A 24,951-nucleotide genomic window follows, 5' to 3' on the forward strand; every position below is an offset into this window, starting at 1 on the left:
CGGCGCGTCGGCCGGACGGCGCAGCCGGGTGGTCTGAAATCGGCCCGGAGGGCTTGCGGCACAAGGGGAGTGGGCAGGCGGACGGGGCGCGGACCTGTGCCCGAAACACCCGAATCCACGTATTCTGCTCAAACGTCGACATCCTCGCCCGCCCCTCGCGCACCGCCGCCGGGGCACGCTGGGCCGCTGGGAACGGAGAGCCATGGCCGGTCGCATCGAGGACTACGCGCTCATCGGGGACATGCAGACGGCCGCACTGGTCCGCCGGGACGGCGCGGTCGACTGGCTGTGCCTGCCGCGGTTCGACTCGCCGGCGGTGTTCGCGGGGCTGCTCGGCACCGACGAGCACGGCTTCTGGCGGATCGGCCCGGCGCTGCCCGTCGAGCCGCCGCCCGCCGCCGCCCCGCCGCGCCGCACCCTGCTGGACGCGGACGAGCCGGCCGTCCCGCCGGAGACGGCCGCCGCGCCCGCGCTGCCCTGCGACCGGCGCCGCTACCGGGGCGACTCGCTGATCCTCGAACAGGAGTGGGACACCCAGGGCGGCACCGTCCGGGTGACCGACTTCATGCCGCCGCGCCACCTGCTCGGCACCCCCGACGTGCCGCAGATGATCCGGATCGTGGAAGGCCTGGCCGGCACCGTCCGGATGCGCTCGGCGGTGCGGATGCGGTTCAGCTACGGCCGGGTCGTGCCCTGGGTGCACCGGGTCGAGCAGCCCGAGGGCGGCCACCGCACCGTCGCCGTGGCCGGCCCCGACTCGGTGTGGCTGGACGGCCGGGCCGAGACCTACGGCCGCGACCTGACCACGTACGCCGACTTCACCGTCACCGTCGGTGAGCGGATCGCCTTCGGGTTGACCTGGCAGGCCTCGCACGAGGCGGCCCCCGCGCCGCCGGACGCCGAGGACGCGCTCGCGAACACCGAGCGCTTCTGGCGCGAGTGGGTCGAGCAGTGCCGCCACCAGGGCCCCTACCGGGAGGCCGTGGTCCGCTCGCTGATCACCCTGAAGGCCCTCACCTACGCCCCCACCGGCGGCATCGTCGCCGCCCCCACCACCTCGCTGCCCGAGGACCTCGGCGGCGAACGCAACTGGGACTACCGCTACACCTGGCTGCGGGACGCCGCGATCACCCTGTCGTCGCTGCTGCGCACCGGCTACCGCGAGGAGGCCCGCGCCTGGCGCGAGTGGCTGCTGCGCGCGGTGGCCGGCGACCCGGAGAACCTGCAGATCATGTACGGCATCGCCGGGGAGCGCGAACTCACCGAGTCCGAACTCGACTGGCTGCCCGGCTACGAGGACTCCCGCCCGGTCCGGGTCGGCAACGGCGCCGCCGGGCAGCTCCAGCTCGACGTGTACGGCGAGGTCGTCGAGGCCCTGCACCTGGCCACCATGTCCGGCCTGGCCCGGCACGACCACGCCCACCAGCTCCAGCTGCGCCTGATCGAGTACCTGGAGGACCACTGGCGCAACCCCGACGAGGGCATCTGGGAGGTCCGCGGCCCGCGCCGGCACTTCGTGCACTCCAAGGTGATGGCCTGGGTCGCCGTCGACCGCACCCTGAAGCTGCTGGAGCAGCTGGAGAACGTGCCGCCGGGCCTGGCGGAGCGCTGGGAGAAGCTGCGCGCCGAGATCCACGCCGACGTGTGCGCCAAGGGCTACGACCCGGAGCGGAACACCTTCACCCAGTACTACGGCGGGAAGGAACTGGACGCCTCGCTGCTGCTGATCCCGCAGGTCGGCTTCCTGCCGCCGGACGACAAGCGGGTGATCGGCACCATCGAGGCGATCCAGCGCGAACTGTCCACCGAGGACGGGTTCGTGCTGAGGTACCCGACCCATGACGAGCAGGGCAACAACGTGGACGGGCTGTCGGGGCACGAAGGGGCGTTCCTGGCCTGCTCGTTCTGGCTGGCCGACGACCTGGCGATGATCGGCCGGGTCGGCGAGGCCCGCGAACTGTTCGAACGGCTGCTGTCGCTCCGCAACGACCTGGGGCTGCTCGCCGAGGAGTGGGACTCCCGGACGCGCCGTCAGGTCGGCAACTTCCCCCAGGCGTTCAGCCATGTTCCGCTGATCGACACGGCGCTGCGGCTGACCGCCGCGGGCGGGCTGAACCTGCACACGGACTGACCGGACGTCAGTTCTGACGCTGCACCAGTTCGTCGTAGACGGACAGCACCTGGGCGACGGTCGCGGCCTCGTCCGGCCAGGTGCGGGCCTGGGCGCGGCCGGCGTCGGCGAGTTCGGCGCGCCGCTGCTCGTCGCCGAGCAGTTCGCGGACCGCTCCGCCGAGCGCCCTCGGGTCGGCGAACGGGACCAGCACGGCGGCGTCGCCGACCAGTTCGGGGACGCCGCCGACGGCGGTGGCGACCACCGGCACGCCGGCCCGCATCGCCTCCTGGGCGACCAGCGAGCGGGCCTCCCAGCGCGAGGAGAGCACCACCAGGTCGGCGGCGGCCAGCAGTTCGGCGATGTCGTCGCGGTGGCCGAGCACCTCCACCGGCAGCCGCTCGGCGCGCACCCGCTCGGCCAGTGCCTGCCGCTCGGGGCCGTCGCCGGCCAGCAGCACGTGCGGCATCGGCCCGCCGGGCGCGGCGAAGTGCGGGACGGCGTCCAGCAGCAGCGCGAAGCACTTCTGCGCCACCAGGCGGCCGATCGCCAGCACCACGGGGCGGCCGTCGTCGCCGCCGGGCAGCGCGGCGCGGGCCGCCGCCCGGTCCAGCGCGGCGGGCGGCATCGGCGGGGCCGCGACCGGGCCGAGCCGGGCGTCGGTGGCGCCCAGTTCACGGGCCCGGGCGACCAGGTCGGAGGACGCGCCGAGGACCAGGTCGGCGGCCCGCACCACCCGGCGCTCCATCAGGCGCTGCAGGCGGCGCTCCAGGCCGGTGGCGAGCAGCGCGTGGTGCGAGGTGACCACCAGCGGGGTCTCCGGGCGGATGCCGGGGAACCGGCCGGCGGTGCGCAGCGCCAGGTCTGCCAGCAGGCCGGCCCGCAGGCCGTGCGCGTGGACGATGTCGGCGCCGGTGAACGCGCGGCGCAGTTCGCCGATCGCGACGGCATCGGAGCGGGCCCCCGAGGTGGGGGTGATGTCGACCGTGTGCAGGCGGGCGCCGGCCGCGGAGAAGCCGTACCGGCGGTCGGTGCCCTCGGGCGCGCAGACCGTCACCGTCACCCCGTGGGCGACCAGACCCTGCGTCAGGGAGCGCACGTGCGCGCCGATCCCGCCCGTCGCGGCGGCCAGGACGAGCACCACGTGCAGCTGGGGGGCCGCGGCGGCCCGGGCGGCGGAATGGTCCACGTCGTTCTCGCTCCGACTCGTTGTCAGCTGGTGTCCGCTCGCCACGATGCCAGGTCGGTCGCCCTCTTGGACAGTCGGCACCGCTGCGGGCGCGTCGCCCGGCCGGACGGGCCCGGGCGACGCGGCGGAGCGGCGGGTCAGCGGGCCCGGGCGGTGCGGGCGGCTTCCAGCAGCTCCTCGGCGTGCGCCCGGCCGAGCTCGGAATCCTCCAGGCCGGCCAGCATCCGGGACAGCTCGCGCACCCGTTCCTCGTCGCTGAGGGTCTTCACACCACTGCGGGTGACGACGCCGTCGTTGGTCTTCTCCACCACCAGGTGCCGGTCGGCGAACGCCGCGACCTGCGGCAGGTGGGTGACCACCACCACCTGGGCGCTGCGGGCGAGCTTGGCCAGGCGGCGGCCGATCTCCACGGCGGCCTTGCCGCCGACGCCCGCGTCGACCTCGTCGAACAGGTAGGTCGGCACCGGGTCGGCGCCGGCGAACACCACTTCGACGGCAAGCATGACGCGGGACAGCTCGCCACCGGAGGCGCCCTTGGCGATCGGGCGGGGCTGCGCGCCGGGGTGCGGGGCGAGCAGCACCTCGACCTCGTCGACGCCGTGCGGGCCGTAGGAGACGGTGCGGCCGTCGACCTCGATGCCGGACAGGTCGTCGACCTGGCTGATCGCGAACGTCACCCGGGCGTGCGGCATGGCGAGTTCGGCGAGCTCGTCGGAGACCGCGGCGGCGAACTTGTCGGCGGCGGCGTGCCGGGCCTGCGACACCTCGGCCGCCAGGTCGGCCAGCCGGGCGCGCAACTCGTTCTCCTGCGCGCCGAGTTCGTCGATCCGCTCGTCGTCGCCGTCGAGCTCCAGCAGCCGCACCGAGCCGGCCTCGGCCCAGGCGATCACCTCGGCGAGGGTGCCCTCGGTGCCGGAGTACTTGCGCACCAGGTGGGCGAGGATCGCGCGGCGGTCCTCGACGGCGGCCAGGCGGACCGGGTCGGCGTCCAGGTCGTCGGCGTACCCGGCGAGGTCGCCGGCCACGTCGGCGAGCAGGTAGCCGACCTCGCCGAGCCGGTCGGCGAGCTGCGCGAGGCGCTCGTCGTGGTGGCGGACGGCGTCCACGGCGCGGCGGGCCTGGGCGAGCAGGGTGCCCGCGTCGACCGCCTCCGGGTCGGCGGGGTCGCCGGCCAGCGCGGCGTGCGCGAGCGTCGCGGCGGAGGACAGCGCGTCGGCGTGGCCGAGGCGCTCGGCCTCCACGGCCAGTTCGGCGTCCTCCCCCGCGACGGGTTCGGCGGCGGCGATCTCCTCCAGGCCGAAGCGCAGCAGATCGGCCTCCTGGGCGCGCTCGCGGGCCCGGGTGGTCAGCTCCTCCAGCGTCGCGGAGACCTCGCGCAGGGCGCGGTACACCTCGCGGTAGCGGGCCAACGGCTCGGCGACGGCCTCGCCCGCGTACCGGTCGAGCGCGCCGCGCTGCCGGGACGGGCGCAGCAGCCGCTGCTGGTCGGTCTGGCCGTGCACGGCGATCAGGTCCTCGCCGAGCTCGGCGAGCAGGCCGACCGGCACCGAGCGGCCGCCGACGTGCGCCCGGGAGCGGCCCTCGGCGGAGACGGTGCGGCTGATCAGCAGCTCGCCGTCGTCGAGTTCGGCGCCCGCCTCGACCGCCCGGGCGACCACCGCGGAGTCCGGTTCGAGGGTCAGTCGGCCCTCGACGACGGCCCGCTCGGAGCCGTTGCGCACCAGCGCCGGGTCGGCCCGGCCGCCGAGCAGCAGCCCGAGGCTGGTCACCACCATGGTCTTGCCGGCGCCGGTCTCACCGGTGACGGCGGTGAAACCGGGCGCGAGTTCGACCACCGCGTCGTCGATGACACCCAGATCTCGTATCCGCATCTCGTCCAACACGGAGACGACCTTACGAGGTTCCACCGTCGGTTCGCGACGACCGCCCCCCGGTTCACCCGACAGTGGCGGCGTCGGCGGTCCGGTCGGGCACCGTGAGACGCGGCAGGAAGAACTGCACCAGCGGGCCGATCGCCAGCGCGTAGGCGACCGTGCCGACGCCGAACGTCCCGCCGAGGGCGATGCCGGCGGCCAGCACGGTCAACTCGATCGCGGTGCGGATCAGCCGCACGGAGCGGCCGGTGCGCCGGTGCAGGCCGGTCATCAGGCCGTCGCGCGGGCCCGGGCCGAGCCGCGCCCCGATGTACAGGCCGGTCGCCACGGCGTTGAGCACGATGCCGGTCGCCAGCAGCGGGACCCGGGCGGCCAGCGCGTGCGGGTGCGGCAGCAGCGCCAGCGTGGCGTCCATCGCGACGCCGAGCACGGCGACGTTGCCGACGGTGCCGATGCCGGGCTTCTGCCGCAGCGGTATCCACAGCAGCAGCACCAGCAGGCCGACCAGCGTCACCCAGGTGCCGACGCTCAGGCCGAGGTGCCGGGCCAGGCCCTGGTGGAAGACGTCCCACGGGTTGCCGCCCAGCGAGGAGCGCAGCACCAGGGCCATCGAGACGCCGTACAGCACCAGGCCGGCGGCCAGTCGGAGCAGGCGGCGGGGAAGGTCGGCGGAGTTCGCGGACAGGGGCAGGGAGACCGCCATCGGGTGGACCTCTTTTCGTGCGGTGCTTGCCGATCCTCGGCACTGACCGTCACTATGGGCGGTCCAAAAGGGCACCCGACAGGGCCAATCCGATCCGAGTGGACTGATTTCCGATGGCCGAGTGGCACAGCACGCTGACCCCGCACGCCCTGGCCCGCCAACTGCCCCCGGCGGACGGCGGCCGCCCCGCCTACCGGGCGCTCGCCGACCGGGTGTCCCGGCTGGTCGCCGACGGCCGCCTCCCGGCCGGCACCCGGCTGCCCGCCGAACGCGAACTCGCCGCCGAACTCCGCCTCAGCCGCACCACCGTCGCCGCCGCGTACGAGGCGCTGCGCGCCGACGGCTTCCTGCGCTCACGGCGCGGCGCCGGCTCCTGGACGGCCCTGCCGGACGGCACCCGGCCGCCCGCCGACACCCTGCACCCGCTCGCCCTCGACCGGACCGGCACCGAACTCGACCTCGGCCTGGCCGCGCCCACCGCCCCGCCGCAACTCGCCGAGGCCGCCGCCCACGCCCTCGACCGGCTGCCCGCGTACGCCGCCGGCCACGGCACCTACCCCACCGGCCTGCCCGTGCTGCGCGAGGCCGTCGCCCGCCGCTACACCGAACGCGGCCTGCCCACCGGCCCCGACCAGGTCCTGATCACCACCGGCGCGATGAGCGCCCTGCACCTGGTCCACCACGCACTGCTCACCCGCGGCGACCGGGTCGCCGTCGAAGCGCCCAGCTACCCCAACACGCTGCGCGCCCTGGACCGGTTCGGCGCCCGCCTGGTGCCCGTCCCGTTCACCACCGACCGCACCGGCCGGGCCGGTTGGGACCTCCCGCAGTGGCAGCGGGTGCTCCGCGGCGCCGCCCCGAAACTCGTCTCCGCCATCCCCGACTTCCAGAACCCCACCGGCGCCCTCATCGACGAGGACCAGCGCCGCGACCTGCTCGCCCACGCCCGCGCCGCCGGCACCGCCGTCCTCGCCGACGAGACCTGCGCCGAACTCGGCTGGAACGTCGACGACTCCGCGCTGCCCCGGCCGCTCGCCGCGCTCGACCGCGACGCCCGGGTGATCACCGTCGGCTCGGCCGGCAAACTGCTCTGGCCCGGCCTGCGGATCGGCTGGCTGCGCGCCCAACCCTCCCTGGTACGGAAGTTGGCCACCGACCGGGCCCTGTACGACCTCGGCACCCCGGTCCTCGACCAACTGATCTGCGCCCGCCTGCTGACCCATCACCTGCCCGCCGTCCGCACCGACCGCCACACCGGCCTGCGCGCCACCGCCGAAGCCTTCGCCGAAGCCCTGCCCCGGCACTTCCCCCACTGGCGCTTCACCCTCCCGCCCGGCGGCCTCGCCCTCTGGGTGGCCACCCCCGGCCTCCCCGCCACCGCCCTCGCCCGGGCCGGCGAACGCCTCGGCGTCCGCATCGCCTCTGGCGCCCGCTTCGGCATCGACGGCGCGTTCGAGGAGTACCTCCGCCTCCCCCTCACCCTCCCCGCCGCCCACGTCCCGGACGCCCTCCACCGCATCACGGAGGCCGCCGAACTCGCCCGCAACGAACGCTTCGCGACGGCGGATCCGGAGCCGTGCAGCCTTTGAGGGTGGAGGACGCGAAGACAGGGGCGCGTGGGGGCACCTCCCGGCCCGCCAGGGCTGGGGGAGAACTGCGCGAAGGGGAACGCACCCGCCGGAAAGATCGCGACGCAGGACAATGACCTGCACGTGCTCGCGACCTTGCGGACGTGGTCTGCGCTTGTCGCGCAGTTCCCCGCGCCCCCAGTTTCGCGCCCGCCCGCTGTCAGGATGTCCCCGACCGCCCCCGCCAACCCGTCACCGGCAGTGCGAACTTGGCGACCAGCCGGTCCGTGAACGGCGCCCGGTGCAGCCGCGCCAGGCGGACCGGCGTCTTGCCGCGCCGCACCTCCACCCGCGCCCCGGCCGGGAGTTCGACCGAGCGTCGCCCGTCGCACCACAGCACCCCGTGCGGCGTCTTCGGCTGCACCTCGACCGCCAGCACCGAGTCCGGCGAGGTCACCAGCGGCCGGGCGAACAGCGCGTGCGCACTGATCGGCACCATCAGCAGCGCCTCCACCTCCGGCCACACCACCGGCCCGCCGCCGGAGAACGCATACGCCGTCGAACCGGTCGGGGTGGACAGCACCACGCCGTCGCAGCCGAAGTTCGACACCGGGCGGCCGTCGACCTCGGTGACGACCTCCAGCATCCGTTCGCGCGCGGCCTTCTCCACCGAGGCCTCGTTCAGCGCCCAGTCCTCGTGCAGCACATCGCCGTTGGTGCGCACCAGCACGTCGATGGTCATCCGCTCCTCGACGGCGTAGTCGGCGTCCACCACCCGGTCGACCACCGTCGCCAGGTCGTCGCGTTCCGCCTCCGCGAGGAAGCCGACCCGGCCCAGGTTGATGCCGAGCATCGGCAGGCCCGACTCGCGGGCCAGCTCCGCGCCCCGCAGCAGGGTGCCGTCCCCGCCCGCGACCAGGATCAGTTCGCAGCCGTCGGCCGCGCCCGGCCCGCCCGGCACCAGTTCCACCCCGTCCGGCAGGTCGAGGCCCACCGCTTCCGCCTCCAGCAGCCGGATCCGGATCCCCGCCTTCAGCAGGCCGTCCACCAGCCCTTCGACACTGCGCAGGGCGGCCTCCCGGCCGGTGTGCGCGATCAGGAAGACCGTACGACGATCGCTCATTGCCCGCTGCCCTCTCCCTACGCCTGCCGGACCCTGCTGGCCCGGCCGCGGCATGCCAGTCTGCGCAACGCTCGGACGCCTGCCAAGTACCCTACTTGGGGCCCTCCGCCACGGCCCGGTCCGCCTCGGCCGGATCCAGCTCGCCCGCGTCCCGGCGCAGCCACAGGAAATACTCCACGTTCCCCGACGGCCCCGGCAGCGGCGACGCCGTCACCGCGCGCACACCGAGGCCCAACTGCCAGGCCTGCGAAGCGACCTGGCGGATCGTCTCGGCCCGCAGCTCCGGCGAGCGCACCACGCCGCCCGAACCCAGCCGGTCCTTGCCGATCTCGAACTGCGGCTTGACCATCAGCACCAGGTCGGCGTCCGGCGCCGCGCAGCCGGCCAGCGCGGGCAGCACCAGGCCCAGCGAGATGAACGACAGGTCGCCCACCACCAGGTCGACGAGCGTGCCGCCGATCAGCTCCGGGGTCAGCTCCCGCACGTTGGTGCGGTCCATCACCGTCACCCGCTCGTCGCTCTGCAGCGACCAGGCGAGCTGCCCGTAGCCGACGTCCACCGCCAGCACGTGCGCGGCGCCCGCGCGCAGCAGCACGTCAGTGAACCCGCCGGTGGACGCGCCCGCGTCCAGCGCCCGGCGGCCCGCCACGACCAGGCCCTGCGGCACGAACGCGGCGAACGCGCCCGCCAGCTTGTGCCCGCCCCGCGACACGTAGTCCGGGTCCGCGTCGTCCTTCGCGACCACCACGGCCGCCGCCGTCTCCACCTGCGTCGCCGGCTTCGTCGCCACCGTGCCGCCCACCGTCACCCGGCCCGCCGCGATCAGCTCGCTCGCATGCTCGCGCGAGCGGGCCAACTTCCGCCGCACCAGCTCCGCATCCAGACGGCGTCGTGCCACTGCCACTGCTACGTCAGCTCCCACATTCCGCAATCGTCACTCGCGGTCCAGCGCCGCGAGGGTCGCGGCGAGCCGCGCATGAACATCTTCGTACACCTCGACCCGCTCCCCCGCCCCCACCCCGTCGGCCTCCCCCAGCCGGGCCAGCGCCTCGTCCACCTCCGACTCCCCCGTCCACTGCACCTCACTCACCGTCGGTGCCCCCGGCGCCCCCGGTGTCACGCTTCGCGGCGGGCTTCCGCGCGGCGGCCTTCTTCACCGGCTTCCCGGCCGACGCGCCGTCAGCGACCGTGGCCCGCCCGGCCGCCGTCTTGGCCGGTGCGGCCTTCTTCGCGGTCGCGGCCTTCGTCACCGTCGCGGTCTTCTTCGCCGTGGCGGCCTTCTTCGCGGTCGCGGTCCGCTTGGCCGGTGCGGTCTTCTTCGCCGCCGCCGGCAGCGGGGCCGACGGGCTGTCGACGGCCGCCTTCTTCGCCGCGGTCCTCTTCACCGCGGCCTTCTTCGCCACCGTCTTCGGGGTCGCCGTCACCCCGCCCTCCGCGGGAGCCTTCCGCGGCACCGAGCGCTTCGCCGCCGTCTGCTTGGCCGCCGCGCCCTTGCGGGCGGTCGCCTTCCCGGGGGCCGGTGCGCGGCGGGCAGGGGCCTGCTTCGCCGCCGGCGCCGCCTCGTCCGACGCTCCACCGGCAGGCGCGGGCTCCGCGTCCCACCCGGCGTCGAACAGGCCCTGGGCCCGGGCGGCCGGACGGACCGTCGGCTCCTTCGGGGCCGGCTCGGGCTCGGGGGCGGCCGGCTCGTCGACCTCGCGCAGCTTCGACTCCAGGAAGCTCAGCACCACACCGACCTTCACCACCTGGTCGCCGACCTTCTCGAACACCCGCTCGGCCTCGCCCTTGGCGACGCCCGCGACCAGGTCCACCCCGGCCCGACCGGCCGTCACGGCCTCCCCGGCCAGCACCCGCAACTGCTCGACCCCGGGCGGCAGTTCACCGGTCCGCTGGAGCAACTCCTCGGCCGCGCCCAGCACCCGGCGGCTCGCCTCCTCGGCGAGCTCCGTCGCGACCACCACCACACCCCGCACCGCATCCCGCAGCATCCGTACCGCCTCCTCCGCGGGCACCGACTGCCCGCCTTGACGCTACCCCGTCCTACCCCCGCCCGTACCCGGCTGCCCCACCCACCCCACGGTCGGCCCCCATTCCCCCCACCCGGCCACCGCACCCGCCCGGCGCGTTAGCGTGGGACGCCGCACCGACCGCCGAGACAGGAGTACGCCGCACCATGGCCACCATCGAGGAGTGCCGCACCGCACTGGAGCAGCTCAGCCGCAACCTCGCCGGCGCGAACGGCGACGTCCGCAAGGCCGCCGCCCTCGACCGGTCGCTCAGCTGCCACCTCACCGACCTCGACCTGACCTTCACCGGGCGGCTCACCGACGGGCAGCTCACCGGCATCACCGACGCCCCGGGCGCCCCCACCGCCAAGGCCGACATCCGTCTCACCACCACCGGCCACGACCTGGTCGCCCTGGTCGACGGCACGCTGGCCTTCCCCACCGCCTGGGCCACCGGCCGCCTCAAGCTGGACGCGAGCTTCCTCGACCTGCTGCGCCTGCGCAGCCTGCTCTGAGCCCGACGCACAGTCCCAGCGCTGCGCCCGCTGCGGGGCCGTGACCTCGGACCGGCCCACCCGCGCAGGTCGCTCCGGCCACCCGCCCCCGGTCCGCGGCGAGCAGGAGCACCGCGCCCGCTCCGATCGGGAAGCCCTCCAGCAGTTCGGTCACCGGGCCGTCCGCCCCGCTCCACCGGAACACTCCGTCACCGCCGATCCCGCGAACCGTCCGGAACGCTCCCGGCGCCACCGCTTCGAAGGTCCCGGCCAGTCGCTCCGCCCTCGCGGCCGGGCCCGACGAATCCCCCGCCCGTCCGGCTCCGGCCCCACCGGGCAGCAGGCCGCCACCGCGAGCACGAGCGCCCGCACGACCCCTCGACGCCCCTGCAGCATCCCCCCGGACGGCCGAAACGCCCCGGGGACACCCGCCCTGACGGGCCGTCACCCGACGGTCAGCGCGCCGCCGGCAGCGCCGCCAGCGCCTTCGCCGTCTCCGGCGCCACGCCGGTCGCGTCCGCCCACGTCCAGGCCGCCGCGCACAGCGCCCGCAGGGCGTCGATCCGCTCGCCCGTGCCGTCCAGGGTCAGCGCGCCGCCGTCCGCGCCGGCCTCCCAGCCGCCGCAGCCGAACCGGCCGCCACCGAGCGCCGACACCACCGGCTGCGGCTCCAACAGGCCGCGCAGGTCGTCCGACAGGTACGTCGGACGGTGCTGCACGGGGGCGGCGAGCAGCAGTTCGGGCGTGGTGACGCCGGTGAACACCAGCAGCGAGTCCACGCCGCCGTTGAACGCGCCCTCGATGTCGGTGTCGAGGCGGTCGCCGACCACCAGCGGACGCTTCGCGCCCGTCCGCAGCACCGTCTCCCGATGCATCGGCGGCAGCGGCTTGCCCGCGACCTCCGGCGTCACGCCGGTCGCCGCCGACACGGCCGCCACCAGCGTCCCGTTGCCCGGCGCGATGCCGCGCGCCGTCGGGATCGACAGGTCCGTGTTCGACGCCACCCACGGCAGGCCCCGGCCCACCGCGTACGAGGCCTCCGCGAGGTCCGTCCAGCCCACCGACGGGTCGTAGCCCTGCGCCACCGCCACCGGGTCCTCCGCCAGGGAGCGCACCGGCACCAGCCCGCGTTCCTGCAGCGCCTCCACCAGCCCGGCCCCGCCGATCACCAGCACCCGGGACCCCGCAGGCACCTTCTCCGACACCAGCCGCGCCGCCGCCTGCGCCGAGTTGATCACATCGGCGGGCTCGGCCGGCACGCCCAGCTCCGACAGGTGCTGCGCCACCACCCGCGGCGGCCGCGACGCGTTGTTCGTCACGTACGCCAGCCGCATGCCCGCGGTCCGCGCCCGCTCCAACGACTCCACCGCGTGCTCGATCGCGTGCGGCCCGGCGTACACCACCCCGTCCAGGTCCAGCAGCGCCGTGTCGTACACCTCCGTCAACGCCACCGCACTGCCCTGCGGCACGCTCCGCACCTGGTCGGCGCTCTCCGCCATCACACCGCTCCCTGTCCCCTCGAACCGATCGACCCCGCCACCTTAGGCCGTGCCGCCGCCCGGCTCCTCCGGCGGAGCCAAATACCCCGGCGCCCCCGGCCGCAGCGGACCGAACGCCCCCGCCCGGGCCGCCAGCGTCGCCCGGGTCTGCCGCAGCGCCGCCCGGTAGTGCTTGTTGCCCGGCTGCATCGCCACCGCCAGCGCCAGGTGCTCCGCGGACGACTCGAAGTCCCCCAGCCGGGCCGCCGCCACTCCCCACCCGAACTGCGCGTAGTCGTCCGACGGGTCCGCCACCGCCACCGTCCGGAAACTCTCCAGCGCCGCCGCGTACTGCCCCGCGTCGAACTGCGCCCGCCCCAGCGCCTCCCGGATCGACCGCGAGCCCGGCTCCGCCTCCGCGGCCCGCGCCAGCAGCTGCACCGCCGCCGCCGGATGCCGTTCCTCCAACAGCCGCACCCCGCGCCGGAACCAGTCGTACACCCCGCCGCCCGGCGTCCCCGCCGCGCTCCCCGAGGAGGCCGCCGCGCCGTCGCCGTCATGACTCCCATAGCTCATCCGTCACTCCCCGCTCAGCCGTTACGCACCCGTCGCGCCGCCCCGCAACCGGAACGGCTGCGCGAATCGCGATCTCCCAACAAGGAGTACCCGGCTAACATGCCCAGGATGAGCGCCCCTCGTGCCGAAATCGGCAACGAGCCCTCGGGCGGCCCCGGAGACCCCGGGCACGTCGCCACCGCAGGGCTGTCCCTGTCCCCGTTCCGCGGCCTGCGCTACGACCCCCAGAAGGTCGGCAACCTGGCCGCGGTGACCTCACCCCCGTACGACGTGGTGGACCCCGGACGGCGCCAGGACCTGGAGACCTCGGACCCGCACAACATCGTCCGACTCATCCTGCCGCGTCCCGAACCGGAGGACTCAGGCCTCCGCCCCGACCGCGACACCCGCTACCGGCACGCCGCCCGGCTGCTGCGCGACTGGCGCGAACGGGGCGTCCTCACCGCCGACCCCCGGCCCGCGTTGTACGTCTACGAGCAACGCTCGCCCACCGGCGACCTCCAACGCGGACTGATCGGCGCCCTCGCCGTCAGCGGCGCCGAAGCCGGCGTCGTCCTCCCCCACGAAGACGTCATGCCCAAACCCGTCGCCGACCGGGTCGGCCTGATGCGCACCACCCGCGCCAACCTCGAACCCCTGCTGCTCACCTACCGCGGCCACGGCCGGGCCGCCGAGGTCGTCGACCGCACCGCCGGCGGCGAACCACTGCTCCACGTCACCACCTCCGACGGCACCCAGCACCGCCTGTGGGCCGTCACCGCCCCCGCCGACCTGGCCGCCGTCAGCCGCGACCTGGCCACCTGCCGCGCCCTGATCGCCGACGGCCACCACCGCTGGGAGATGTACCTGCGGCTGCAGCGCGAGCACCGCCACCTGCCCCGCAGCCCCTGGGACCGCGGCCTGGTCCTGCTCGTCGACACCGACCGCTACCCGCTGAAGGTCCGCGCCATCCACCGCGTCCTGCAGCGGCTGCCCCTGCACGCCGCAGTGGCCGCCCTGGACCCCGACATCTGGCAGCTCACCGAACTCCCCGGCACCCTCGACGACGCCCTCAAGGCCCTCGCCGAGGCCCGCACCGACGCCCGCAACGCCTTCGTCCTCACCGCCGGCGACGACCGCTACCTGCTGCTCACCGGCCCCGACGAGGCCACCCTCGAAGCCACTGTCCGCACCGACCGCCCCGAGGAGTGGCGCCGCCTCGACGCCACCGTCCTGCACGCCACCCTGCTCGACCGCACCTGGCACGTCCCCGACAGTCCCGAGCACATCGGCTACCTGCACTCCGCCGAAGCCGCCGTCCGCGAGGCCGCCCGCACCGGCGGCACCGCCGTCCTGCTCCACCCCGTCGAGGAGCGCGTGGTCCGCCGCCTCGCCGAACAGGGCGTCACCATGCCCCGCAAGTCGACGTCTTTCGGCCCCAAACCGGCCACCGGACTGGTTCTGCGCTCCCTCGAACTCGGCTGACAACCGGCCGACGACGCAGAACGGCCCCCGTTCCTACCCGGAACGGGGGCCGTCCGACCATCAGCCGGGGATCAGGCCTGCTTCGGCTTCTTCTCCTCGGAGGAGTCCTCGTCGTACTCCTCGTCGATCTCGAGGTCGTCGTCGTCGTAGAACTCCTCGACGTCCTCCTCGTCCTCGAAGATCATCCGGTCGTCGCCGATCTCGTCCTTCGCGATCGGCTTGCGCACCGGCTCCTCGGACTCCTGCGCCTCGTCCTCGGCGTCCTCGTCCAGCGCGTCGGTGAACTCCACGCCGTCGATCTCCGCCAGCCGCTCGGAAGCGTTGGTCGAGCCGTCCGAGTCGGCCTCAACGGCCTTCACGAACCACTCGCGGGCCTCGTCCGCCCGACCCGCCGCGATCAGCGCGTCGGCGTACGCGTAGCGCAGGCGCGCCGTCCACGGGTGGATCGCCGAGGACGCCAGCTCCGGGCTCTGCAGGGTCACCACGGCCGCGTCGAACTGCTCCAGGTCCGCACGGGCACCCGCCGCGACCAGCCGCATCTCGACCTGACCGGCCTTGTCCAGCTGCTTCACCTCGGGCTCGCCGGCCATCGCCAGCGCCCGCTCCGGACGACCCAGACCGCGCTCGCAGTCCGCCATCACCGGCCACAGGTCCACCCGGCCGGTCATCCGCTTCGCGGCCCGGAACTCGGTCAGCGCCTCGGAGTACCGCTGCGTCATGTACGACGCGAAACCGGCCGCCTCACGGACGCTCGCCACCCGCGACGCCAGCCGCAGCGCGACGCGCGAGTAGTTGTAGGCCTCCTCCGGCTCGGTGTCGAGCAGCCGCGCGACCATCACCAGGTTGCGGGCCACGTCGTCCGCGAGCGTCTTCGGCAGGCTCTTCAGGTCCTGACGCACGTCCGCGTCGATCTCGAAGCCGGTCACGTCGTCCGGGATCGGCAGCCGACGCACCGGCTCCGGCCGGCGCTCGTCGTACTCCCGACGGAACCCACCACGGTCGTCCCGGCCACCCCGGTACCCACCGCGGTCGCCACCACGGTCGTCACGACCACGGAAGCCGCCACGGTCACCGCGGTCGTCACGGCGGAAGCCACCGCGCTCGCCACCACGGTCGTCGCGGCCACGGAAGCCGCCGCCCTGTGGACGGTCGCCACGGTCATCGCGACGGAAGCCACCCTGCGGGCGGTCGTCACGACGCTCGAACCCGCCACTGCGCTGCGGACGGTCACCGTACGACGGACGGTCGCCCCGATCGTCACGGTCCCGGTACCCGCCCTGCGGACGGTCGTCGCGACGGAACCCACCCTGGGGACGGTCACCGCGGTCATCGCGGCGGAAGCCGCCACGGTCGCCGCCCTGGGGACGGTCGTCGCGACGCTCGAACCCACCGCTGCGCTGCGGACGGTCACCGTAGGACGGACGGTCGCCACGGTCGTCCCGACGGAACCCGCCCTGGGGACGGTCACCGCGGTCATCGCGGCGGAAGCCGCCACGGTCGCCACCCTGGGGACGGTCGTCACGGCCACGGAACCCACCCTGCGGGCGGTCGTCACGACGCTCGAACCCACCGCTGCGCTGCGGACGGTCACCGTAGGACGGACGGTCGCCACGGTCGTCCCGACGGAAGCCACCCTGGGGGCGGTCACCACGGTCGTCCCGGCGGAAGCCACCGCTCTGCGGACGATCGCCGTACGACGGACGGTCACCGCGGTCATCGCGACGGAACCCACCCTGCGGGCGGTCGTCACGACGCTCGAACCCACCGCTGCGCTGCGGACGGTCACCGTAGGACGGACGGTCGCCACGGTCGTCCCGACGGAAGCCACCCTGGGGGCGGTCACCACGGTCGTCCCGGCGGAAGCCACCGCTCTGCGGACGATCGCCGTACGACGGACGGTCACCGCGGTCATCGCGACGGAACCCGCCCTGGGGGCGGTCACCGCGGTCGTCCCGGCGGAACCCGCCACGGTCGCCGCCCTGCGGGCGGTCGTCACGCGAGCGGTAGCCGCCGCCACCACCGTAGGACGGGCGGTCGCCACGGTCGTCGCGGCGGAAGCCGCCACGGTCGCCGCCCTGGGGACGGTCGTCGCGGCCACGGTAGCCACCGCCCTGCGGACGGTCGCCGTACGACGGCCGGTCGCCACGGTCGCTGCGGTAACCCCCGCGGTCGCCGCCACGGTCACCACGGTCGTCACGACCGCGGTAGCCGCCGCCTTCGCCACGGTCATCACGACGCGGGCCACGGTCGTTCGACCAGCCCCCGCGCGACCTGGGCTCGTACCCCCGGCCGCCGTCGTTACGGCGCTCGGGCCGGTCCTGGGGCGGGTTCGACATGCTGGTGACTCCTGTCTGCACACTGCTGGCTTGAGAGGCGCCACTGCCGATCCCTCGACACCAGCGCGCGATCCGGACGATCCCTCGGACCCCGTCGGGGCCCGGTACGTCCGTCTTGTCCATTGTCCGGCACACGGACGAGCACCGCGTCCGGGTGCCCGACCGCCGTCCGCCGGCCGTCGTGTTCGGCTGAAAAAGCCCAACAAAAAAGGCCGAGGCCCCAGCTCATCGCTGGGGCCTCGGCCTTTTGAAGAATTGTTCGGCGGCGTCCTACTCTCCCACAGGGTCCCCCCTGCAGTACCATCGGCGCTATGAGGCTTAGCTTCCGGGTTCGGAATGTAACCGGGCGTTTCCCTCATGCTATGACCACCGAAACCCTATCGGGTATTCAGCGAACACACTTTTCAGTTGAAATATGTGTCTACTTACCTGGCGGATCCGAATGGATCGGTTCCTTACCGGCGATAGCTGTTCGCTACCCGGGAACCACACAGTGAACGCGAGCGTCTGAGGACAAGCCCTCGGCCTATTAGTACCGGTCAACTCCACCCCTCACAGGGCTTCCATATCCGGCCTATCAACCCAGTCGTCTACTGGGAGCCTTACCCTCTCAAGGAGGTGGGAGTGCTCATCTCGAAGCAGGCTTCCCGCTTAGATGCTTTCAGCGGTTATCCCTCCCGAACGTAGCCAACCAGCCATGCCCTTGGCAGGACAACTGGCACACCAGAGGTTCGTCCGTCCCGGTCCTCTCGTACTAGGGACAGCCCTTCTCAACACTCCTACGCGCACAGCGGATAGGGACCGAACTGTCTCACGACGTTCTAAACCCAGCTCGCGTACCGCTTTAATGGGCGAACAGCCCAACCCTTGGGACCTACTCCAGCCCCAGGATGCGACGAGCCGACATCGAGGTGCCAAACCATCCCGTCGATATGGACTCTTGGGGAAGATCAGCCTGTTATCCCCGGGGTACCTTTTATCCGTTGAGCGACGGCGCTTCCACAAGCCACCGCCGGATCACTAGTCCCTACTTTCGTACCTGCTCGACCCGTCAGTCTCACAGTCAAGCTCCCTTGTGCACTTACACTCAACACCTGATTGCCAACCAGGCTGAGGGAACCTTTGGGCGCCTCCGTTACTCTTTAGGAGGCAACCGCCCCAGTTAAACTACCCACCAGACACTGTCCCTGATCCGGATCACGGATCCAGGTTAGACATCCAGCACGACCAGAGTGGTATTTCAACGGCGACTCCACCATGACTGGCGTCACGGCTTCAAAGTCTCCCACCTATCCTACACAAGCCGAACCGAACACCAATATCAAGCTATAGTAAAGGTCCCGGGGTCTTTCCGTCCTGCTGCGCGAAACGAGCATCTTTACTCGTAATGCAATTTCACCGGGCCTGTGGTTGAGACAGTCGAGAAGTCGTTACGCCATTCGTGCAGGTCGGAACTTACCCGACAAGGAATTTCGCTACCTTAGGATGGTTATAGTTACCACCGCCGTTTACTGGCGCTTAAGTTCTCAGCTTCGCCCGACCGAAATCGGACTAACCGGTCCCCTTAACGTTCCAGCACCGGGCAGGCGTCAGTCCGTATACATCGCCTTACGGCTTCGCACGGACCTGTGTTTTTAGTAAACAGTCGCTTCTCGCTGGTCTCTGCGGCCACCACCAGCTCAGGGAGCAAGTCCCATCACCAGCAATGGCCCCCCTTCTCCCGAAGTTACGGGGGCATTTTGCCGAGTTCCTTAACCACAGTTCACCCGAACGCCTCGGTATTCTCTACCTGACCACCTGAGTCGGTTTGGGGTACGGGCCGCCATGAAACTCGCTAGAGGCTTTTCTCGACAGCATAGGATCATCCACTTCACCACAATCGGCTCGGCATCAGGTCTCAGACTATGTGTTGCGCGGATTTGCCTACGCAACGTCCTACACCCTTACCCCGGGACTACCACCGCCCGGGCTGGACTACCTTCCTGCGTCACCCCATCGCTCACCTACTACCCCGTTGGGTCACCGGCTCCACCACGTCCCATTGTCCGAAGACTCCGGGCCGGCTTCACGGGCTTAGCATCAAGAGGTTCAGCGTTGGCGCTTCAAAGCGGGTACGGGAATATCAACCCGTTGTCCATCGACTACGCCTGTCGGCCTCGCCTTAGGTCCCGACTTACCCTGGGCAGATCAGCTTGACCCAGGAACCCTTGGTCAATCGGCGCAAGAGTTTCCCACTCTTGTATCGCTACTCATGCCTGCATTCTCACTCGTGAACCGTCCACAACTCGATTCCTCGGCTGCTTCACCCGGCACACGACGCTCCCCTACCCATCACAGCCCCCGTTGGGAGTATTGCTGCAATGACACGACTTCGGTGATGTGCTTGAGCCCCGCTACATTGTCGGCGCGGAATCACTTGACCAGTGAGCTATTACGCACTCTTTCAAGGGTGGCTGCTTCTAAGCCAACCTCCTGGTTGTCTCTGCGACTCCACATCCTTTCCCACTTAGCACACGCTTAGGGACCTTAGTCGGTGTTCTGGGCTGTTTCCCTCTCGACCATGGAGCTTATCCCCCACAGTCTCACTGCCGTGCTCTCACTTACCGGCATTCGGAGTTTGGCTAAGGTCAGTAACCCGGTGAGGCCCATCGCCTATCCAGTGCTCTACCTCCGGCAAGAAACACACGACGCTGCACCTAAATGCATTTCGGGGAGAACCAGCTATCACGGAGTTTGATTGGCCTTTCACCCCTAACCACAGGTCATCCCCCAGGTTTTCAACCCTGGTGGGTTCGGTCCTCCACACGGTCTTACCCGCGCTTCAACCTGCCCATGGCTAGATCACTCCGCTTCGGGTCTTGGGCATGCAACTCAAACGCCCTGTTCGGACTCGCTTTCGCTACGGCTACCCCACACGGGTTAACCTCGCTACACACCGCAAACTCGCAGGCTCATTCTTCAAAAGGCACGCAGTCACAGCCCGAAGGCTGCCCCCACGGCTTGTAGGCACACGGTTTCAGGTACTATTTCACTCCGCTCCCGCGGTACTTTTCACCATTCCCTCACGGTACTATCCGCTATCGGTCACCAGGGAATATTTAGGCTTAGCGGGTGGTCCCGCCAGATTCACACGGGATTTCTCGGGCCCCGTGCTACTTGGGAGAAGCTCAAGCGAGCCGTACAGATTTCGTCTACGGGGGTCTTACCCTCTACGCCGGACCTTTCGCATGTCCTTCGACTACCCATACGGTTTCTGACTCGCCCAGCCGCCGGCAGACGACTGAAGAACTTTCCCACAACCCCCTGAGCGCAACCCCTGCCGGGTCTCACACGCTCAAGGTTTAGCCTCATCCGGTTTCGCTCGCCACTACTCCCGGAATCACGGTTGTTTTCTCTTCCTGCGGGTACTGAGATGTTTCACTTCCCCGCGTTCCCTCCACACTGCCTATGTGTTCAGCAGCGGGTGACAGCCCATGACGACTGCCGGGTTTCCCCATTCGGACACCCCCGGATCAAAGCTCGGTTGACAGCTCCCCGGGGCCTATCGCGGCCTCCCACGTCCTTCATCGGTTCCTGGTGCCAAGGCATCCACCGTGCGCCCTTAAAAACTTGGCCACAGATGCTCGCGTCCACTGTGCAGTTCTCAAACAACGACCAGACACCCAAACTCGGCAACCCCAACAGGGCGCCTCGCATGAGGCCGGCATCCCAGAAGAAACGATCACTCGTTCCCTCAGGACCCAACAACGTGCCCGACACACCCGACTCCGAACCCGCGTTCCACGCCCCCAAGAGGGCAGTACTGGCGGTCATCACCGTGTGTGCCGAATAGTCAACGTTCCACCCATGAGCAACCGTGCGAGACATTCGCTCGCAAGCGGCTATGTGCTCCTTAGAAAGGAGGTGATCCAGCCGCACCTTCCGGTACGGCTACCTTGTTACGACTTCGTCCCAATCGCTGGTCCCACCTTCGACGGCTCCTCCCCTTACGGGTTAGGCCACCGGCTTCGGGTGTTACCGACTTTCGTGACGTGACGGGCGGTGTGTACAAGGCCCGGGAACGTATTCACCGCAGCATGCTGATCTGCGATTACTAGCAACTCCAACTTCATGGGGTCGAGTTGCAGACCCCAATCCGAACTGAGACCGGCTTTTTGGGATTCGCTCCGCCTCACGGCATCGCAGCCCTTTGTACCGGCCATTGTAGCACGTGTGCAGCCCAAGACATAAGGGGCATGATGATTTGACGTCGTCCCCACCTTCCTCCGAGTTGACCCCGGCAGTCTCCTGTGAGTCCCCGACATTACTCGCTGGCAACACAGAACAAGGGTTGCGCTCGTTGCGGGACTTAACCCAACATCTCACGACACGAGCTGACGACAACCATGCACCACCTGTACACCGACCACAAGGGGGCTGATATCTCTACCAGTTTCCGGTGTATGTCAAGCCTTGGTAAGGTTCTTCGCGTTGCGTCGAATTAAGCCACATGCTCCGCTGCTTGTGCGGGCCCCCGTCAATTCCTTTGAGTTTTAGCCTTGCGGCCGTACTCCCCAGGCGGGGAACTTAATGCGTTAGCTGCGGCACCGACGACGTGGAATGTCGCCAACACCTAGTTCCCAACGTTTACGGCGTGGACTACCAGGGTATCTAATCCTGTTCGCTCCCCACGCTTTCGCTCCTCAGCGTCAGTAATGGCCCAGAGATCCGCCTTCGCCACCGGTGTTCCTCCTGATATCTGCGCATTTCACCGCTACACCAGGAATTCCGATCTCCCCTACCACACTCTAGCCTGCCCGTATCGAATGCAGACCCGGGGTTAAGCCCCGGGCTTTCACATCCGACGCGACAGGCCGCCTACGAGCTCTTTACGCCCAATAATTCCGGACAACGCTCGCACCCTACGTATTACCGCGGCTGCTGGCACGTAGTTAGCCGGTGCTTCTTCTGCAGGTACCGTCACTTGCGCTTCTTCCCTGCTGAAAGAGGTTTACAACCCGAAGGCCGTCATCCCTCACGCGGCGTCGCTGCATCAGGCTTTCGCCCATTGTGCAATATTCCCCACTGCTGCCTCCCGTAGGAGTCTGGGCCGTGTCTCAGTCCCAGTGTGGCCGGTCGCCCTCTCAGGCCGGCTACCCGTCGTCGCCTTGGTAGGCCATTACCCCACCAACAAGCTGATAGGCCGCGGGATCATCCTGCACCGCCGGAGCTTTCCACCCACTCCCATGCAGGAGCAGGTCATATCCGGTATTAGACCTCGTTTCCAAGGCTTGTCCCAGAGTGCAGGGCAGATTTCCCACGTGTTACTCACCCGTTCGCCACTGATCCACCCCGAAGGGCTTCACCGTTCGACTTGCATGTGTTAAGCACGCCGCCAGCGTTCGTCCTGAGCCAGGATCAAACTCTCCGTGAATGCTTCCACGAAAGAGCGGCACAGCAACCACCGGAATAAGGCGGTCCTGCGCACTGCGTCCTCGCTAGTAATACTTCATAAAGGAATCTCCAACCGATCCAGAAGGACCGGCCGGGGATGTCAACATATCTGGCGTTGACTTTTGGCACGCTGTTGAGTTCTCAAGGAACGGACACTTCCTTCAGGCGGCCTTCCGACCGGCCCTCCGGGCGCTTCGTTCTTTCGTGTTTCCAGCTTATCAGATGTTTTCCGCTCCGTTTTCCGGAGTTTCATTCATTCCGACTCGCTTTTGCCTTTCGGCGCTCCCGAACTCTAGCAGAGTTATTCGTTCCGCATTTCCGCCCGAAGTTTCGAGACGGTGCGCGACTGATCACTCAGCGAGGTTTGGGGGGTGCCTACCGGTCACGTCCGGTTCAGGCGACTCGGACCACGTTAGGACACCGAGGCGGGCGAGTCAAACATCGAGGGGCCGGATCTGGCTGGATCCGGCCCCTCGATCTGGCTGCTGCAGGTCAACTGCAGTGTGTTTCAGGCCATCCGGCCGCTGGTGGTGGCCGGCGAAAACCTGTTGCGCAGCGCTCAGGCGCCGGCGAGTTCGACCGCGGCCAGGTTGCGCTTTCCGCGGCGGAGGACCAGCCAGCGGCCGTGCAGCAGGTCGTCGGAGGTGGCGACGGCCTCCTCGTCGGTGACCTTGGCGTTGTTGAGGTAGGCGCCGCCTTCCTTGATGGTGCGGCGGGCGCCGGAGCGGCTGGGGGCCAGGCCGGATTCGACCAGGAGGTCGACGAGCTGGCCGAGTTCGGCGACGGTGGCCTTGGGGACCTCGGCGAGGGCCGCGGCCAGGGTGTCGGGTTCGAGGTCGGCGAGGTCGCCCTGGCCGAACAGGGCCTTGGAGGCGGCCACGGCGCGCTCGTACTGCTCGGCGCCGTGGACGAGGGTGGTGAGTTCCTCGGCGAGGGCGCGCTGGGCGAGGCGGGCGGCGGGGCGTTCGGCGGTGTCGCGCTCCAGCTGCTCGATCTCCTCACGGGTGCGGAAGGAGAAGATGCGCAGGAACTTGGCGACGTCCCGGTCGTCCGCATTCAGCCAGAACTGGTAGAAGGCGTAGGGGGTGGTGAGTTCGGGGTCGAGCCAGACGGTGCCGGACTCGGTCTTGCCGAACTTGGTGCCGTCCGCCTTGGTGATCAGCGGGGTGGCGAGGGCGTGCACGGAGCGGCTCTCGGCCTTGCGGATCAGGTCGGTGCCGGCGGTGAGGTTGCCCCACTGGTCGCTGCCGCCGGTCTGCAGGGTGCAGCCGTAGCGGCGGTTCAGCTCCAGGTAGTCCATGCCCTGCAGGATCTGGTAGCTGAACTCGGTGTAGCTGATGCCCGCGTCGGAGTTGAGCCGACGGGCCACCGCCTCCTTGGCGATCATGTTGTTGACCCGGAAGTACTTGCCGACGTCACGCAGCAGGCTGATCGCCGACATGCCGGACGTCCAGTCCAGGTTGTTGACCATGCGGGCCGCGTAGGGGCCCTCGAAGTCGAGGAAGCGGGCCACCTGGCCGCGCAGGCGCTCGACCCAGGCGGCCACCGTCTCGGGGGCGTTCAGGACGCGCTCGGCGGTGGGCTTGGGGTCGCCGATCAGGCCGGTGGCTCCGCCGACCAGGCCGAGCGGGAGGTTTCCGGCCTGCTGGATGCGGCGCATGGTCAGGATCTGGACCAGGTTGCCGAGGTGCAGGCTGGGCGCGGTCGGGTCGAAGCCGCAATAGAACGTGACCGGGCCGTCCGCGAACGCCTTGCGCAGTGCGTCCTCGTCAGTGGACAGGGCGATCAGCCCGCGCCACTGGAGCTCGTCGACGATGTCGGTCACGGTCCCGCGTCTCCTTCGGTCGTGGGTCCGGCGCGGTCGGGCCCGGCGGGCTCGCGCCGGACGGTTCCAGCGGGGTAGAGCCTACGCGGTCGCGGCCTGCGGGTTCGGGGACAGGTCGGTGGGTGGGACGGAAATTCCGTTGTTCGAGGCGGGACGGACCTTCACAGTGGGTGCCACCGCCGACCGGCGGAGCGAGCACCGGAGGTGGCCCGTCATGCGCAACACCCTTGTCCTGAACGCGAGCTACGAACCACTGACCACGGTGCCGCTGCGCCGTGCGGTGGTGCTGGTCCTGCAGGACAAGGCGGTGGTCGAGCAGGCGCATCCGCTGCGGGTGGTGCGCGGTTCGGGGGTGCAGGTGCCGGTGCCGCGGGTGATCAGGCTGACCAGGTACGTGCGGGTGCCGTTCCGACAACGGGCTCCGTGGTCGCGGCGGGGTGTGCTGGCGCGGGACCAGCACCGGTGCGCGTACTGCGGTCGGCGGGCCACCACCGTGGACCACCTGGTGCCGCGGTCGCGCGGTGGTGCGGACAGCTGGCTGAACACCGTTGCGGCCTGCGCGGAGGACAACCAGTACAAGGCGGACCGGACGCCGGAACAGGCCGGGATGCGGCTGCTGCGGCGTCCGTTCGAACCGACGCCGGAGGCGACGTTGATGCTCGCGCTCGGGCTGCGGGCGGGTGAGCTCGGAGAGCTCGCCGCCTGGCTGCCTGCGGGCGCGTGAAAGGCCGACGGGCCCGACCTGATCAGGGGACAGGTCGGGCCCGTCGTC

At 70.7% G+C, this 24,951-nt stretch carries 16 protein-coding genes, 3 rRNA genes and 1 pseudogene; 5 read left to right on the forward strand and 15 right to left on the reverse strand.

Annotated features, from left to right (window positions below):
• Positions 1-178: 178 nt before the first annotated feature.
• Entirely contained in the window at positions 179-2,131 is a 1,953-nt protein-coding gene (locus ACI1MP_RS10945; protein WP_380339019.1) for a glycoside hydrolase family 15 protein, read from the forward strand.
• A gap of 7 nt (positions 2,132-2,138) precedes the next feature.
• Here ACI1MP_RS10945 and ACI1MP_RS10950 read toward each other — a convergent pair whose 3' ends face one another.
• The 3 genes from ACI1MP_RS10950 to ACI1MP_RS10960 form a co-directional block, all read right to left on the reverse strand.
• Positions 2,139-3,299, reverse strand: a complete 1,161-nt coding sequence (locus tag ACI1MP_RS10950) for a glycosyltransferase family 4 protein (protein WP_380338805.1) — start codon at positions 3,297-3,299, stop codon at positions 2,139-2,141.
• Between the two features lie 137 nt (positions 3,300-3,436).
• The gene (gene recN, locus ACI1MP_RS10955; RefSeq protein WP_380339016.1) at positions 3,437-5,170 is read right to left on the reverse strand and encodes a DNA repair protein RecN; all 1,734 of its coding nucleotides are present in this window, start codon (positions 5,168-5,170) and stop codon (positions 3,437-3,439) included.
• A 64-nt stretch (positions 5,171-5,234) separates the two neighbouring features.
• Positions 5,235-5,876, reverse strand: coding sequence for a YitT family protein (locus ACI1MP_RS10960; RefSeq protein ID WP_380338803.1), 642 nt, complete (start codon positions 5,874-5,876; stop codon positions 5,235-5,237).
• 113 nt (positions 5,877-5,989) lie between these two features.
• Here ACI1MP_RS10960 and ACI1MP_RS10965 point away from each other — a divergent pair, with 113 nt between their 5' ends.
• Positions 5,990-7,465 carry a PLP-dependent aminotransferase family protein gene (locus tag ACI1MP_RS10965; RefSeq protein WP_404868558.1) on the forward strand — a complete coding sequence of 492 codons (1,476 nt, stop codon included), beginning with the start codon at positions 5,990-5,992 and terminating at the stop codon, positions 7,463-7,465.
• Positions 7,466-7,664: 199 nt separating this feature from the next.
• Here ACI1MP_RS10965 and ACI1MP_RS10970 read toward each other — a convergent pair whose 3' ends face one another.
• The 4 genes from ACI1MP_RS10970 to ACI1MP_RS10985 form a co-directional block, all read right to left on the reverse strand.
• The gene (locus ACI1MP_RS10970; protein WP_100586040.1) at positions 7,665-8,567 is read right to left on the reverse strand and encodes an NAD kinase; all 903 of its coding nucleotides are present in this window, start codon (positions 8,565-8,567) and stop codon (positions 7,665-7,667) included.
• Positions 8,568-8,658: 91 nt separating this feature from the next.
• Positions 8,659-9,465 (reverse strand): TlyA family RNA methyltransferase, encoded by an 807-nt coding sequence (locus ACI1MP_RS10975; protein ID WP_043910232.1) that lies wholly within the window; start codon positions 9,463-9,465, stop codon positions 8,659-8,661.
• Positions 9,466-9,501: 36 nt separating this feature from the next.
• Positions 9,502-9,657: a hypothetical protein gene (locus ACI1MP_RS10980; protein WP_157815517.1), complete on the reverse strand. Its 156-nt coding sequence runs from the start codon at positions 9,655-9,657 to the stop codon at positions 9,502-9,504.
• Positions 9,650-10,579, reverse strand: a complete 930-nt coding sequence (locus tag ACI1MP_RS10985; RefSeq protein WP_404868559.1) for a hypothetical protein — start codon at positions 10,577-10,579, stop codon at positions 9,650-9,652. Before ACI1MP_RS10985 ends, ACI1MP_RS10980 begins: the two co-directional genes overlap by 8 nt.
• A gap of 161 nt (positions 10,580-10,740) precedes the next feature.
• Between ACI1MP_RS10985 and ACI1MP_RS10990 the strand changes: the two genes are divergently transcribed.
• Positions 10,741-11,088, forward strand: coding sequence for an SCP2 sterol-binding domain-containing protein (locus ACI1MP_RS10990; protein ID WP_100586038.1), 348 nt, complete (start codon positions 10,741-10,743; stop codon positions 11,086-11,088).
• Positions 11,089-11,522: 434 nt separating this feature from the next.
• Here the strand turns inward: ACI1MP_RS10990 and ACI1MP_RS10995 are convergent, their stop codons facing one another.
• The gene (locus ACI1MP_RS10995) at positions 11,523-12,566 is read right to left on the reverse strand and encodes an HAD-IIA family hydrolase (RefSeq protein ID WP_404868560.1); all 1,044 of its coding nucleotides are present in this window, start codon (positions 12,564-12,566) and stop codon (positions 11,523-11,525) included.
• A 42-nt stretch (positions 12,567-12,608) separates the two neighbouring features.
• Positions 12,609-13,121: a M48 family metallopeptidase gene (locus ACI1MP_RS11000; protein WP_100586036.1), complete on the reverse strand. Its 513-nt coding sequence runs from the start codon at positions 13,119-13,121 to the stop codon at positions 12,609-12,611.
• 108 nt (positions 13,122-13,229) lie between these two features.
• Here ACI1MP_RS11000 and ACI1MP_RS11005 point away from each other — a divergent pair, with 108 nt between their 5' ends.
• The gene (locus tag ACI1MP_RS11005; protein WP_404868561.1) at positions 13,230-14,585 is read left to right on the forward strand and encodes a DUF1015 family protein; all 1,356 of its coding nucleotides are present in this window, start codon (positions 13,230-13,232) and stop codon (positions 14,583-14,585) included.
• Positions 14,586-14,656: 71 nt separating this feature from the next.
• On the opposite strand, the gene ACI1MP_RS11010 is transcribed toward ACI1MP_RS11005, so the two are convergent.
• The 6 genes and pseudogenes from ACI1MP_RS11010 to tyrS all read right to left on the reverse strand — a co-directional run bounded on the left by ACI1MP_RS11010 (position 14,657) and on the right by tyrS (position 24,179).
• A complete protein-coding gene (locus ACI1MP_RS11010; RefSeq protein ID WP_380339013.1) occupies positions 14,657-15,538 on the reverse strand; it encodes a tetratricopeptide repeat protein in 882 nt (293 codons plus the stop codon).
• Positions 15,539-15,763: 225 nt separating this feature from the next.
• Positions 15,764-16,783 (reverse strand): annotated as a pseudogene (locus ACI1MP_RS11015) (hypothetical protein); the annotation flags it as partial.
• A gap of 395 nt (positions 16,784-17,178) precedes the next feature.
• Positions 17,179-17,295, reverse strand: a 5S ribosomal RNA gene (rrf, locus tag ACI1MP_RS11020).
• A 135-nt stretch (positions 17,296-17,430) separates the two neighbouring features.
• A 23S ribosomal RNA gene (locus tag ACI1MP_RS11025) occupies positions 17,431-20,536 on the reverse strand.
• A 281-nt stretch (positions 20,537-20,817) separates the two neighbouring features.
• Positions 20,818-22,334, reverse strand: a 16S ribosomal RNA gene (locus ACI1MP_RS11030).
• The 16S, 23S and 5S rRNA genes sit together here, the layout of an rRNA operon.
• Before the next feature lie 579 nt (positions 22,335-22,913).
• Positions 22,914-24,179, reverse strand: coding sequence for a tyrosine--tRNA ligase (tyrS, locus tag ACI1MP_RS11035; protein WP_100589509.1), 1,266 nt, complete (start codon positions 24,177-24,179; stop codon positions 22,914-22,916).
• A 214-nt stretch (positions 24,180-24,393) separates the two neighbouring features.
• On the opposite strand from tyrS, the gene ACI1MP_RS11040 reads away from it, so the two are divergent.
• Positions 24,394-24,903, forward strand: coding sequence for an HNH endonuclease (locus ACI1MP_RS11040; RefSeq protein ID WP_043910218.1), 510 nt, complete (start codon positions 24,394-24,396; stop codon positions 24,901-24,903).
• The last annotated feature ends 48 nt before the right edge of the window (positions 24,904-24,951 follow it).

This window comes from Kitasatospora griseola (assembly GCF_044999035.1).
GTDB classification, from domain to species: Bacteria; Actinomycetota; Actinomycetes; order Streptomycetales; family Streptomycetaceae; genus Kitasatospora; species Kitasatospora griseola.